At 40.4% G+C, this 12,758-nt stretch carries 15 protein-coding genes; 4 read left to right on the top strand and 11 right to left on the bottom strand.

All coding sequences use genetic code 11. The features are described 5' to 3' along the window. Positions 1-174 precede the first annotated feature (174 nt). From AB5935_RS17825 to AB5935_RS17870, 10 genes are all read right to left on the bottom strand, one after another. Positions 175-1,119, bottom strand: a complete 945-nt coding sequence (locus AB5935_RS17825) for a hypothetical protein (protein ID WP_022186070.1) — start codon at positions 1,117-1,119, stop codon at positions 175-177. Between the two features lie 13 nt (positions 1,120-1,132). Continuing rightward, positions 1,133-2,575 carry a flippase gene (locus tag AB5935_RS17830; RefSeq protein WP_022186069.1) on the bottom strand — a complete coding sequence of 481 codons (1,443 nt, stop codon included), beginning with the start codon at positions 2,573-2,575 and terminating at the stop codon, positions 1,133-1,135. A 372-nt stretch (positions 2,576-2,947) separates the two neighbouring features. Then, positions 2,948-3,619, bottom strand: coding sequence for an acyltransferase family protein (locus tag AB5935_RS17835; RefSeq protein ID WP_132140961.1), 672 nt, complete (start codon positions 3,617-3,619; stop codon positions 2,948-2,950). 17 nt (positions 3,620-3,636) lie between these two features. Then, positions 3,637-4,920: a protoporphyrinogen/coproporphyrinogen oxidase gene (locus tag AB5935_RS17840; protein ID WP_038612469.1), complete on the bottom strand. Its 1,284-nt coding sequence runs from the start codon at positions 4,918-4,920 to the stop codon at positions 3,637-3,639. Next, positions 4,913-5,824 carry an NAD-dependent epimerase/dehydratase family protein gene (locus AB5935_RS17845; RefSeq protein WP_007832438.1) on the bottom strand — a complete coding sequence of 304 codons (912 nt, stop codon included), beginning with the start codon at positions 5,822-5,824 and terminating at the stop codon, positions 4,913-4,915. The genes AB5935_RS17840 and AB5935_RS17845 overlap by 8 nt, the downstream gene beginning before the upstream one ends. A gap of 13 nt (positions 5,825-5,837) precedes the next feature. Beyond that, on the bottom strand, positions 5,838-6,269 hold the full coding sequence (locus AB5935_RS17850; protein ID WP_007853879.1) for a hypothetical protein: 432 nt from the start codon (positions 6,267-6,269) through the stop codon (positions 5,838-5,840). Next, positions 6,269-7,369: a CDP-glucose 4,6-dehydratase gene (rfbG, locus tag AB5935_RS17855; RefSeq protein ID WP_007853875.1), complete on the bottom strand. Its 1,101-nt coding sequence runs from the start codon at positions 7,367-7,369 to the stop codon at positions 6,269-6,271. Before rfbG ends, AB5935_RS17850 begins: the two co-directional genes overlap by 1 nt. 19 nt (positions 7,370-7,388) lie before the next feature. After that, on the bottom strand, positions 7,389-8,162 hold the full coding sequence (gene rfbF / locus AB5935_RS17860; RefSeq protein ID WP_007850828.1) for a glucose-1-phosphate cytidylyltransferase: 774 nt from the start codon (positions 8,160-8,162) through the stop codon (positions 7,389-7,391). A gap of 172 nt (positions 8,163-8,334) precedes the next feature. Next, entirely contained in the window at positions 8,335-9,183 is an 849-nt protein-coding gene (locus tag AB5935_RS17865) for a hypothetical protein (RefSeq protein WP_133304547.1), read from the bottom strand. Positions 9,184-9,415: 232 nt separating this feature from the next. Further along, the gene (locus AB5935_RS17870; protein WP_038610541.1) at positions 9,416-9,850 is read right to left on the bottom strand and encodes a hypothetical protein; all 435 of its coding nucleotides are present in this window, start codon (positions 9,848-9,850) and stop codon (positions 9,416-9,418) included. Between the two features lie 187 nt (positions 9,851-10,037). Here AB5935_RS17870 and AB5935_RS17875 point away from each other — a divergent pair, with 187 nt between their 5' ends. From AB5935_RS17875 to AB5935_RS17890, 4 genes are read left to right on the top strand one after another with little or no spacing between them, the layout of a single operon-like run. After that, complete coding sequence (locus AB5935_RS17875) at positions 10,038-10,538, top strand: HU family DNA-binding protein (RefSeq protein WP_007840111.1); 501 nt, start codon at positions 10,038-10,040, stop codon at positions 10,536-10,538. Continuing rightward, positions 10,535-10,927 carry an HU family DNA-binding protein gene (locus tag AB5935_RS17880; protein ID WP_032947782.1) on the top strand — a complete coding sequence of 131 codons (393 nt, stop codon included), beginning with the start codon at positions 10,535-10,537 and terminating at the stop codon, positions 10,925-10,927. Before AB5935_RS17875 ends, AB5935_RS17880 begins: the two co-directional genes overlap by 4 nt. 4 nt (positions 10,928-10,931) lie before the next feature. Further along, positions 10,932-11,069 carry a hypothetical protein gene (locus tag AB5935_RS17885; RefSeq protein ID WP_005847132.1) on the top strand — a complete coding sequence of 46 codons (138 nt, stop codon included), beginning with the start codon at positions 10,932-10,934 and terminating at the stop codon, positions 11,067-11,069. After that, positions 11,066-11,485 (top strand): N-acetylmuramoyl-L-alanine amidase, encoded by a 420-nt coding sequence (locus AB5935_RS17890; RefSeq protein ID WP_007840105.1) that lies wholly within the window; start codon positions 11,066-11,068, stop codon positions 11,483-11,485. Before AB5935_RS17885 ends, AB5935_RS17890 begins: the two co-directional genes overlap by 4 nt. A 65-nt stretch (positions 11,486-11,550) precedes the next feature. Here AB5935_RS17890 and AB5935_RS17895 read toward each other — a convergent pair whose 3' ends face one another. After that, positions 11,551-12,381: a hypothetical protein gene (locus AB5935_RS17895; RefSeq protein WP_038607413.1), complete on the bottom strand. Its 831-nt coding sequence runs from the start codon at positions 12,379-12,381 to the stop codon at positions 11,551-11,553. Positions 12,382-12,758 lie beyond the last annotated feature (377 nt).

Raw genomic sequence — 12,758 nt, forward strand, 5'->3', positions numbered from 1 at the left:
ACTGTAGGATTCAAAGTTATTTTATTATATATCAACATTTTTGAATCTACTCCTTCATTTTGTAAAGCTTCATTAAGACGATATGCAGCTATTGCCGCTCCACCTTGACGATCGGATGTAGATATATGTAAAACTTTCATCTTGTAATTGATTTATTAATATCACAAATACTTATTATTGCTTTACAATACTCTTTAGATATGAATAGAAGTTCTGTCCCAACAAAAATTTTAATCCCCTTTTTATAACTTCCCCCTTTTTGTCGTTTCTATAAATTTTTTCTATCATTATTCTATTAAATCTTTTTGTAAACGCACCTTTATGTTTTGGAGCAAAAGGATAATGTCGTTCTCCAAAAACCCCCTTAACTAACTTCAAGACACTCGCATTAGTATGTACGCCATACGCTCCTATATTCATAACAAGATTAACAATAGGGTAAACGCCATACGAATCATTTTTAAAGGAGTTCAAATCAAATATATAGTCCCAACAATGAGTACGTTTCACGAAATCATCCACTCTCATAAAATATTGTTCCATAATAATAGACTCTTTTTCCCCTCTATAATATCGATTGATATAGCCCTTTTCAATAACCTCTTCACAGGTTATATTAAAATCCAAAGTTTTCCATCTATCCTTCCAAGTAGCAAAGCCATAAAAACAAAACAAATTACAGTATATATGATCTACCCCTTTCTGTGGAATATAATTCTTTAAATAATTCGCTCCAGAAATAAACCCTATGCTCTTATCTTCTTTATATTTATTAAGGAAAAAATCACAATACTCAAAAAAAGCAACCGAAGGTACACAGTCATCCTCTAACACTATAGCCTGTTCCTCATTCTCGAACACCCAGTCCATAGCACCTTGTACGGATGTATATACATCCACATACTCTTCACGAAAAAAAGTGTGAAGTTCACAATCCCAATCAATTTCTTTCACCCATGAACGAATTTCTTCATTATTCCTTACTTCATCAGGACGGTCAACACGTGCCTTATTGGAATAAAAATAAAGTTTCTTAGGCTTTGCCTTCTTTATCTGGTCAAAAACCTGACGGGCATATTGAGGCCGTGCAAATGTCTCAAAAAGAACTGCTGTATCCATTATTATATCAATATTATTTTATTCTTATTCTTTGTTTGACCATACGGCATACATCCAGAAGTAAAGGCTCTTTAGCAAAGCCTAAAACGGTGGCATAAACCGCACCTCCCACCAATGGCATTACAAACAGATTTAAGGTATGAGAAAACTTCCACAAAGACACTCCCCATAGACAGGTCCCCATAATGGCTACGGCAAACAGACACAAGGCGGTATGACGAGTGAATATAGAAATAATCGAAAAACGGCGTATGATAAACAGATAGGCTATCATAACAGAAAATTCTGCCAATAAAGTTCCTATTGCCGCCCCGTCCTGAGCCCAATGTGGTATAAGCATGAAATTTATAGCAACATTGGTAAAAGCACCCACTATACCTGTGATAATAGTTATATTTTCCTTGCCCAGAGAAAATATGGATTGTACCAACACATACGAGATGCTGATAAAAAGAATGATGGGAGCCGTTATCTGCATGGTTGAAATGGAGGGTACATATCCTTCACCACAAAAAAGGTAGACTAAAGTGGGGGCCATTATAACAAGCCCCATACTCATTGGTGCCGCTATCGCTATCACATAATCCAAGGCTTTCTTCAATAATCTGTCAAATTCTTCACGCTCATTCCCCACCGCCAAATTGGATAGACGTGGCAAAAGGACAACACACAAGGAAGAAGTGACGCCCATTAACATTTTTGTCAATTTTATGGCACCGGTATAATAGCCCACAGCCTCATTCCCTTTAAGAAATCCTAACATGACTGTATCCAGTTGAAGATAAATGCTGGCCACAACATTTAAAAGGAATATCCGCAAGGCAGGAATCAGATGCCGCATAGGACGAAGTTCCTTTAATTCCAATAGACGAAACTTTATATACTTTCTTAACCGGAATGCATTAAAGATATTACCCCCGACAACTCCTACCACTGAATATATACCATAATAAAATAAATCCGACCGGTCTTTCACCAAAACAAAAAGCAATGCCACCGACAGCATCTTAACAATCAAGCCTCTTATTGTGATATACTTAAAGTCTTCAATCCCCTGATAAAACCATTCACATCCAATAGTTATAAAAAAGAGATTCGTGCTCAAAATTAGGAAAAGAGGAAGATTAACTTGAACTTGCGCTACGGTAAGTGCTACAACACCCACTACAATATATCCTAAAAGAGTAAGAAAGGTATGTAATAGAAGTATTTCCACTGCCACTTGGTTCATCACTTTCACATCGGTCTTCACTCTGGCTATTTCACGGATGGCATAAGTCGGTATTCCTAGCCCTGCAAACATGGATATATAATTAATGATGGAAAGATAGAAATTTACTTGTCCTATCCCATCTGCCATTAAGATACGGGCAACATAAGGGAATGTTATAATCGGAAATAACAGTCCGGAAATAGTATTCAGCAAACTATAAAAATAGTTTTGTTTTACAGACATAGATGAAACAAGACTTTCACTAAATTCTTAAGAAAGATCTAACATACTGTATTTGATATACCCAATAAGATATGAAGAACCATAACAACAATAAACCTGCCCAAACAAGAAAGGAAAAATCCGTATGTACAAACAGATCTGTTTTCATATACAATAATGAAAGAATCGGATAATGAATGGTATAAACTAAAATACTACAAGATGACAGATTAACAATAGTCCTCCCTATATAACCGCTAAAAACTATTGACCTTAAGCCTAAGAAAAAAGACAAAGAAGCCAATACACAGATAATTGAATTTTGAAAATATTCTATCGCACCAACATTGCGATATAATAAATAACAAATTAACGCAGCACATAAAATATAAATTATATAACACAAGACCGATTTACCCCCCCTATTACATTTTTTAACATATTATTATCTGTAAGATATAACCTCAAACAAACACCTAATAGAAAATACATCAGATGGGAATACAAACGAAAAGATTGAGGTATATACACATTCTCAAATATAAAAGAATAAGTGTAATTGGTATAAATATCGCAAGTATATATTATAAACTGCAGAACTGACAGGAAAAGCAATAAGCCGTATAATCTAGTTCTTATTGGTATGATATATTTCTTTAAAAATGGCATCAGGGCATATATAAAGATTAGACTTCCAAAAAACCAGAATACAGGGAACACTCCACCTTGAAAAAACAGACTGCTACAAGCCTGTTTAAACGGGATTAATATAGAGATATCGCCTCTAACAAGTTTAGGAATATCAAAAATGAAAGTAAATACACATACGATCTTGACAATATTAAAAATTTTCCTATAATAATACTTTATTCCGCCATCTTTAGGAGCCAGTAAAAAGCCGTTTACCATAAAAAACAATGGAACTGCAATCCCTGACATATAAAATAAAAGATAGGATAAATGAAACTCTGGAGACTCAGACATAAACATCCCTATTGTGTGAAGAGTACATACAAAAATGCAGGCCACTAATTTTATGGCATCCAATGAAATATCTCTATCCATTTTCTTAGTATGCTTATTTACATTTCAACTTTCAATCCACTCATCAAACTCTGATCACTCCACAGATATCCCCATTTTCCAAATCTCCCAATCGTTTCAATACCAAGGGAAAAAAGGTAATCACGGACAGTCTTACGGGCTTCATAAATATTATGGTCAAAAATGACATTGGCGTATGGTTCGAAACGGATATCAGTAAAAAGGATATCTTCTTGTTTTAAAATGTTTAAAGAAACAAGTTTTCCCACTGAACGTGCCAACAGCTCTTCCCGGGTATATTCATTACGGTTACAATACACTTCCATCTGAAGTGAGGAACAACCTTCGGGAACATTGTCGGGCGACTTCAAGGAAGGTGAGTAGACGCGAGCAGGAAGAATATCCTCATCATAAATGTACCACCAAAGATAAGGAGGGATATTCTTCGTCTTCAGTCCGACCGATATCTGATAACCACAGGTACAGTGTAACCGTGCAACTGCATTGCAAACATCAACAGGAACGTTTTTCAGCATCTTAATTACCTCAGGAAGCGGAAGACTGCTAATCAAACGGTCAAATTGATATTCATCGCCTTTTGATGTACGAAGAAGACGATTCTCTACATCTATCGATATGACCTGTTGGTTATAACGAATATCCTGGTTTTCTACCAAAGCAGACAAAAACTGCTTAAACCCACCTTTTCGTGGATAACGCATCTCCTTACTATAATAGGTTACAGGAGTTTCGGATGTATTGCACCCCTGTATCACTTCTTCAACGGAAGGCTGGTATAAACGGCTTCCTTCCCGGCTGCCCATCCATCTTGTTTCCAAATCCTTTGCCTCAGTCATCCAATATTTCTTAGTATAAGGAATCGGGAAATGTTCTGCAAAAAAATGACCGAATTGAAGCCGTAACCATTGATCGTAATTTTGTATCTGAGAAGAGTCGATATCTGTCGGACGGGATAAAAAATCTCTTACTACGGCATCCTTCATCTTCTGAGTGAGCGGATAAAGATTATTTTGGGCCGGATGCTTTATCCATATTCCCTGATAAAGATTATATGCATTAGGAACATGTCTGAATATCTCTCCGGCTCCATCCATAAAGATTCTATTTACTTGTTCATCTTTAGCAAAGGAAAAATGAACAAAACGGTCAAAACGGAAACCGTCAATGGTGAAGTTACCGCAAAGACCTCCATAAGTAGTATCCTTTTCCAAAACTACAGTCTGCTGACCATTGCAAGACAATTTGTATGCAGCTCCAAGGCCGGATATTCCAGCACCAAGGATTAGAACGGGATTATTCATTTTCATATGTCTTCATATCTTCATGCAATATCCTGATACCCTCCTTCAAGGAGATGGATGCCTTCCATCCCAGCAAAGTGATGTTCCTATTTATAGGGGCCACGGCATGCATGGCATCAGAAGGTGAATACGGGCGGCCGCCCCAATTTGCTGTTACGGGACGGTTCCAGACTGACCCTATCATATCCGCCACTTCGCGTAACGAATGCCCCTCACCTGTTCCAAGATGAAACTGGTAATAGCTGTCTTTCAAGTTATCCAAGGAAAGGATTAATGTATAAAAGAAATCTGCTATATCATCAACATGTATGAAGTCAAGTACCTGGTTACCCGGAGAAAAATCCACGGGCTTTTCCGCCTTTACCGCATCGACCAGATAATCAATCACCTTCTTGCTTGAATTATACCGCCCATAGGGAGAGTAGACTACCACATTAATCCAACTCCAACATGACTGTGTCTGATAATACCTTATAATGGGACGTACCGCTGTTTTGGTAGCGGAATAAAGATTATTGGGCAAATATTCACCCGCGCCGTCCAAAAATTCAGTAAATGTACCTATATTAATGAAGTGGCTGCAGGAGGTATGGGAAACTGCCTCAAGCAAGTGGGTGGTAAACAGGATATTTGATCCAATCAGTTTTTCTATGGACATATCATCCCTTCTTGCAGTAAAGAAAGTTGCCATATGGATAACAACATCAGGAGAATAACCGATAACCTGCTTGCACCATCCGCCCTCTGTCGTAGCAATTATTTCCAGGCAAAGACCAGGAAACATGCTTTCTGCTTTCTGTCTGTCCCTTACCAACAGACAAATATCTGTCAATGAACGACTGAACAGATAAGGAATCAGTGTCCTACCTACAAATCCGGTAGCTCCTGTAATCAATATCTTCATAAAGCTACAATGTTTAAAATTTATAGTCTATCGCCTCCAGCTCCATCCGGCTTGCTTCCGAAGGATCATGAGGTTCAGGTATGATATCCATCAGCATGGATATGCCCTCCCCCTCTCCATAAAAGGCCATCCATAGTCCGGGGGCTACAGTAAGCCGCTGATAGCAACTTTCAGGTGACAGGGTTATTTCTTCAAACTGCCCACGGGTGGGACTGCCTTCACGGTCATCATAGATTACGAACTTGACAGCACCAACGGGCACAACCAGATTCAAGGTCATGCGGTTATGGCGTTTCCAGCCTTTGGCTGCACCGTGTTCTATTTGTGAGAAATAGGCCTCACCAAATCCGACATAACCTTCATCAGTAGATTTTAAAGCATGATAAATATCCCCTTTGGGTACGACAATATGCTTCAGGGGATGAACTGTCACTCCTTCCATCATTATTCCGCCCATTTTAAATGTTGTGCTCCGGCAGCCCTGACATAGGAATCTATCTGGGCAGTGGTCAAGCTGTACATATCCACATTGGCATCTGTATAAAAAGCTTTGTACCAGTCAGCAATAAAATGTACACATTCCTCATAGTGCAATGTAGAATGCCAGTCAAGATAAGCCAGTGCCTTGTCACAATTAAGTTTCAATAAAGTAGCCTCTTCGAAAGGCACATTGCCGGTCAGCCGGGCTGCCGTATTCCTGTCCAGCCCCCAAAGTTCGGCCAAATCCTGAACCAACTGAAACACAGTCTTGGTCTGCTCCGCACGAGGGCCAAAGTTAAACGGTTCTCCATTCTTCACCTTTCCTTCATAAAGGTATTGTCCAAGATTGAGATAGCCGCTCAATGGTTCCAATACGTGTTGCCAGGGGCGGGTAGCTTTGGGACTACGTATCTCCACCACCTCATTCCTTGAAAATGCCTTGACACAATCCACGATGATACGGTCTTTCGCCCAGTCACCACCTCCGATAACATTCCCGGCACGGGCCACTCCCAGTTTGATATTGGGCATAGCCTGGATAAAGGATTTCCAATAACACTTGATAGTAAGTTCGGCTGCACCCTTTGAACCGGAATAGACATCCTTTCCGCCTACCGCATCTGTCTCACGATATCCCCAGATCCACTCCACGTTATCGTAAGCCTTGTCACTGGTGATAAGAACACAGGTACAATTCCATGTGATATTACGGATGGCCTCCAGCACGGAAGCCGTACCTACCACATTGGTAGTGATGGTATCAAAAGGCTCCTTGTAGGAAGTAGAAACAATGGCCTGTGCAGCAAGATGAAAGATAAAGTCAGGCTTTACAGCCTGAACATAATCACTCATCTCCTCTTTATTACGGATGTCACCATAATGGTGATGGATTCTGTCGGGTAGGCCAACAACCTCGAACATGGACGGTTGGGTAGGTATACTATTTGAATAGCCGTATACCTCCGCTCCCAGCATGAGTAACCATGCTGACAACCAGCTCCCCTTGAAACCGGTATTACCGGTTATCAATACTTTCTTTCCTCTATATACATTATTGAATGCCATATTTATCCTTTTATTTTTATCATTTCCAATATTTCCAAGGTGCTTTGCCCGAAGCCAAGAGGCTCTCCAGTTTCTCCTTGTCACGCAACGTGTCCATGCACTGCCAAAAACCATGATGCTTATAGCAGGAAAGCTGCCCCCGGGAGGCAAGCGTTTCAAGAGGTTCACGCTCCCAGGTCGTTGTGTCATTTTCTATATATTCCAATGCTCCCGGCTCCACAACCATGAAACCTCCGTTGATCCATCCCATATCATCCCGACTCTTTTCACGGAAAGACCTTATCATAGAACCGTCAATGTCCATTACTCCGAAACGACCTTCGGGAAGCACACCTGTCAACGTGACCATAGTCCCTGTCTCTTCATGAAACCGGATACATTCATTAATGTCAACATCTGACACACCATCACCGTAAGTCATAAGAAACGGCTCACCAGATATGTAATCTTTAACGCGTTTAAGACGTCCGCCCGTCATGGTATTCAAACCTGTGTCAACCACCGTCACTCTCCAGTCTTCCGTATGATCACTATGTACAGTTACTTTCCCATTGGCAGAAAAGTCGAATGTCATATCACTATTATACATATAGTAGTTGGCAAAATAATTCTTGATAACCTGTTGCTTGTATCCGCAACAGATAATAAACTCATTATGACCAAACTTGGAATACCATTTCATGATATGCCATAGGATAGGTTTGCCACCTATCTCAATCATCGGCTTGGGCTTAAACTGGCTCTCCTCGCTAATACGAGTACCAAAACCTCCGGCTAAAATCACTACTTTCATATAAAAATTATTTCTATTTCATCATGCACTGGCACGCATTATACGTATTAATTCGTCATAGTTCTTACAAATGTCATCAGCCAATCTGAGTCGCGATACATAATTCATTTTTTGATCACAGTGACAAATATCATCAGTATTTATTAATTTTCATATACGTCTTTTTTGGACGCTAATACTTAAATTGTAAGGTTTTAAAGTCGTATTCGGTATTCTTAAAATCCAAATCCCGATAAAATTCTCTATCTATCACATAATATATCTTACCATTTTGTCTAAATCGAGAATGTTTATAGTTCAATATTAGTTGTTGTTTTTTATTTCTTTTGAAATATCTACAGACAGAACACGCTTTCAGCTCAAAAGCATTATCAATCACTTCAGGGCGAATAGCTACATTAACACCTATACCTTCTTCTTTTAGTCTTGCGCTAGGATAAATAATTCCATCAATTTCAGGATGAGTCTTAAATAAATGAGTTGTAAAATCAGCTGTATAAGCATAGCTGTTTTCCTCTTCTTTTTTCTCTCCAGTCAAGGAAAAATGTCGTGACAATTCTTTTAAGACTTTTATCTGTTCTTTATTGATTTTATCATCTTTCTTCAACTCTTTCCATAGTTCATAATACCATTCAAAGTCCTTCGCAGGATGTGGATAACTATCAAATACTGGGATTACAAAAAGATTAATCTCTCTCTTATTCAGCCAAAGTGAATAAGTCAAATCTTTCTTCCCTACAAAAGTATCATCTAAGACTTCCCTATTGGTTTCAAAAAGACATGTAAGACGTGGATTATCATTTATACAGAAGTTTGAAAAAACAGCACCATAAAACATAGGTTGTCCATCCATATTAGCCCTTGCCAACTTAACCTTTTCTTTCGGTGGATAAGATAGATCTTTTCTATATTTGAACAATTGATTTTCTTGAGAATGCTGTCTAACCCTAATTACTTTTGTACCAATATCCAGTTTCCTGACCAAAAGTGTTATTTGAGTAATATTTGCGTAATCATTCATCACATAAGCATTTAATTCGGTAAGCACTCTTACCTCTGTTATCGATTATAGATATTGTTTCAAAAGCAAAGGTACTTACCATACTTTTCACGAAAGCTATTTTTTCGGATCTTTAGTAAGATATGTTCCCGAGCAAAGTAAGTGGACTTAAATCGCAAAGTAAGTGAACTTACTTTGCCCACGAACATATCTTACTTTTTTCCCACACTTATCACCGTTCTTTCACCTCCGGTCATAACCGCTTTCTCGGTCGTCTTGCCCAAGCGTTATTGATACGCGCACGGATATTACTGACAGTCTTGCCCGATACGAACAAAGGTGTGAGAGGAAAGAACAACGAGATAAAACGTTCCTTCACCATCTCTTCCGGAGTGATTCTCGGTTCCCGCTCGGCCATGTTGACTATGACCCTGGCCAGTTCCACCGCATTGGTGCATTCCGCTATCTGCGCCAGATAAACACGTAAATCCTCCACCTTATTTATATAGGAGAAGAGGCGCGTAGCCTCGGGAGATAAAGCAGGTTCCTCTTCCTTGTCTGCGTCATCCTCCTCCGGTTCCGCTCTGTCACCGTAATAATTCTGTGTGGCGGAAGTGGCATTGGGGAGAATCTGGTTGCTGCCTCCATAAATGTTGAAGACGATGCTGAAGTGTGTCTCGCTATCCATAAGCTTGTTTTTTGAATGATTCGTCAACGGGTAGTTAACGGTCAGTCAATAGCTAGTGAACGGCAGTCAACAGTTAGTAAACGATAATAAATAGATTTTTTTACGGTATTTTCCCGCATTAATTTTGTCGTGTCGGAAGGATGAACGAACATCCCGGAAACACAAAACTTTTAAACTTTATTTTATTATGATTGATTACAGTGTATTTATGATGGGCAACCCGATGGATGTCGATGCCGCCCAAAAAGCGTATGCAAAAGCTCAAGTTTCTGAAATCATGCCATTCAGCCAGTTTGTCAAACACATTGCCGACCACAATGGCGTATTCACTCGCGGAACGGTAAAAGGTGTAATAGCCGATATGTGCGAGTGCCTTGTAGAGATGCTTCTGGAGGGAAAGAAAGTACAACTGGCTGAATTGGGTAATTTCTGGATTTCTATAGGCTCGGAAGGTGCGGAAGACCTGAAGAAATTTACAGAAAGCAACATCACCGCCGTCAACATTGTGTTCACGCCGGGAGAAGACTTCCAAAATCTTCGTTCCCGCGCCACTTTCAATCCCGTAGCAAGCCGCATAGCCCAAGCCGCCACCCTGAAGGCCGAAAAGGCCGGTAAAGGCACAGTCGACTTGGATGCCGCCAAAGGAAAGACCTCGGCTTCCACGAATGAAAACAATCCGTCATTATGATAAAATACCACGTTTTCTCGATGGGAAATGCGTCCGACAGGACGATGCCCAAGAAAGCATATGCAAAGTGTGTGGCCAACGAAAAGGTTTCGCATAAGAAACTCGTAAAGAAAGTGACGGAACATCTCCGCTTTTTCTCACACGGCATGATGGAAGCGGTGCTGGAGGAAGTCTTCAACCGCCTGTCCGAGCATCTTGCCCAAGGCGACCGAGTCACCCTGGACGGCCTCGGAACATTCAGTGTCTCCCTGAAATGCGAAGGAGCCGCTTCGGAGGCTTTGTTCTCCAAGAAGAACATCAAGGGCGCGCACATCGTGTTTGCCCCGTGTCGCAAACTCAAGGAAACATTTGCAGATATGGAATATAAAATGGCTCCACGAATCTTTTAACGTCATGGAACTTATATTATTCATCTATTTAAAGACAAAGCGTATGAAAAAGAACTGGAAAAATGTACTGCTGTACATCGTCCGCATCATTGAGCTGCTTATTACAGGCGCTGCCGGAGGAGCGCTTGGAAGCGGTTTATGAGAACGGTTTCGTTGATTATCGTGCACTGCTCTGCCAACAAGGCGGGCAGTGCCTTGCGAGCAGAGGACATTGACCGCTACCATCGTTCATTGGGCTGGAAGTGCTGTGGTTACCACTATGTGATTCCTACAGACGGAACTATAGAAGCCGGACGCCCACCGAAAATGATCGGCGCACATTGCAAAAGCCACAACAGTCACAGTATAGGTATATGCTATATAGGTGGTCTGGATGCCGACGGAAAGACTCCGAAGGATACCCGGACGGAAGCACAAAAGGTAGCTCTGAGAAAACTGATTGAACATCTGCATCAGCGTTATCCCAAGGCATTGATTGTCGGTCATCATGACTTGAATCCGCAAAAAACCTGTCCCTGTTTCAATGTCACTGCTGAATATATAGATTTGCAACCTTAGTTGCGTCTGTAGTCTTATCTGCCATCCATCGTCCTGCAAGGGATGTGTGGATGGCTTTAATTAAACTAATCAATTTTTTCAAACGGAAACGCATGAAGATAGCTCACAGCCACCGTCATATTTCCGAAAGCGAATACCAGCCTTGTATTGCGGTGCAAACGCATGATGCATCCTTCCTTCCCCCGGAAAACACCACCGGTGATACGGATTCGTTGCTTTTTCTGAAGATAGTCCTCCAAAGGCCGGTTCATCAGCTCGATATTGTAAGGCATGGATTCATACAAATAGATAAATTCTTCCATCTGACGGTGAGGGATTACCGCCGCACGGTGGGTGTTATAGTCCGTCACCAGATACTGGCGGGGAAGCATGGCAGACAGAATACATTCCAACTGCCCCAAGGGGGCACATACAAACAGCCAACCGTTGCCTTCAATTCCTTTCTCGTCCGTCAACGTATTCAGTTTTTGGATGGAGCCGGTAGCAAAAGCCTCTTTCACGATCCGTGCAGAGTCACGGCGCACGGTATATTCCTCTTTGGTATAAGCACATTGCTCGAAACGTTTTCTATGATCGGTGGCAGTGTAAGAAAACACCTTGAAACAAAAAAATCTCTCTTCTACGGTACCTGATGGTGTACGAAGCCGAACAGCTTTCCTGCCACTGAAAACACTGATATAGCGTTTCAGTTCTTTGTTGGAAAGATACAGGTAATACCAACTGAATTCAGGATATTCTTTTCCTATTCCCGCCATTGGCGTGATTCCTTCATTTGACCCCAGGTCTGAGCCGGAAGCGATTGAACTGCAGAGCAGTAACTTAGGCGCTTCGCCCGTTATGTCTTGATTTGAAAGGAACGCTTGATTTTCAAGCTCCATACTATTTTCTGTTACCATCAAAACATTACTTTTTATGTATGTCTTTTTGGGGTTCTCTTAGTAAGAGAACCCCATTCCGCTGCAAATGTAGCTATAATAATTCAAATACGGAAATATTTTATTCAGGAATCAGTCTCTGATAAGGATTCTTATGATATTTGTTTGCAAATTATCCATCTCTGATTATGCGTAAATATTTTATTGTCAGCAGTATATGTCTTTTTGGGGTTCTCTTACTAAGAGAACTCCATTTTTTTTATTCTAACACATTCATTTTCAAGACAAATCCAAGAAAGCAGAAAAAGGGATACATAAATTCGGCTCACCCGATAAACCTGGGGGATTAAGCATACAGCTTTGTAAGTCTGAAAAGAAAGAATTTTATATCCGTTACT

Source organism: Phocaeicola sp. RTP21198st1_B8_RTP21198_201120, from assembly GCF_040929485.1.
Lineage (GTDB): Bacteria > Bacteroidota > Bacteroidia > Bacteroidales > Bacteroidaceae > Phocaeicola > Phocaeicola dorei.

Excerpts from the sequence above, each read along its gene's own strand:
- AB5935_RS17825 (WP_022186070.1), bottom strand. The coding sequence starts at position 1,119 with ATGGATACAGCAGTTCTTTTTGAGACATTTGCACGGCCTCAATATGCC.
- AB5935_RS17830 (WP_022186069.1), bottom strand. The coding sequence starts at position 2,575 with ATGTCTGTAAAACAAAACTATTTTTATAGTTTGCTGAATACTATTTCC.
- AB5935_RS17835 (WP_132140961.1), bottom strand. The coding sequence starts at position 3,619 with ATGGATAGAGATATTTCATTGGATGCCATAAAATTAGTGGCCTGCATT.
- AB5935_RS17840 (WP_038612469.1), bottom strand. The coding sequence starts at position 4,920 with ATGAATAATCCCGTTCTAATCCTTGGTGCTGGAATATCCGGCCTTGGA.
- AB5935_RS17845 (WP_007832438.1), bottom strand. The coding sequence starts at position 5,824 with ATGAAGATATTGATTACAGGAGCTACCGGATTTGTAGGTAGGACACTG.
- AB5935_RS17850 (WP_007853879.1), bottom strand. The coding sequence starts at position 6,269 with ATGATGGAAGGAGTGACAGTTCATCCCCTGAAGCATATTGTCGTACCC.
- rfbG (WP_007853875.1), bottom strand. The coding sequence starts at position 7,369 with ATGGCATTCAATAATGTATATAGAGGAAAGAAAGTATTGATAACCGGT.
- rfbF (WP_007850828.1), bottom strand. The coding sequence starts at position 8,162 with ATGAAAGTAGTGATTTTAGCCGGAGGTTTTGGTACTCGTATTAGCGAG.
- AB5935_RS17865 (WP_133304547.1), bottom strand. The coding sequence starts at position 9,183 with ATGAATGATTACGCAAATATTACTCAAATAACACTTTTGGTCAGGAAA.
- AB5935_RS17870 (WP_038610541.1), bottom strand. The coding sequence starts at position 9,850 with ATGGATAGCGAGACACACTTCAGCATCGTCTTCAACATTTATGGAGGC.
- AB5935_RS17875 (WP_007840111.1), top strand. The coding sequence starts at position 10,038 with ATGATTGATTACAGTGTATTTATGATGGGCAACCCGATGGATGTCGAT.
- AB5935_RS17880 (WP_032947782.1), top strand. The coding sequence starts at position 10,535 with ATGATAAAATACCACGTTTTCTCGATGGGAAATGCGTCCGACAGGACG.
- AB5935_RS17885 (WP_005847132.1), top strand. The coding sequence starts at position 10,932 with ATGGAACTTATATTATTCATCTATTTAAAGACAAAGCGTATGAAAAAG.
- AB5935_RS17890 (WP_007840105.1), top strand. The coding sequence starts at position 11,066 with ATGAGAACGGTTTCGTTGATTATCGTGCACTGCTCTGCCAACAAGGCG.
- AB5935_RS17895 (WP_038607413.1), bottom strand. The coding sequence starts at position 12,381 with ATGGTAACAGAAAATAGTATGGAGCTTGAAAATCAAGCGTTCCTTTCA.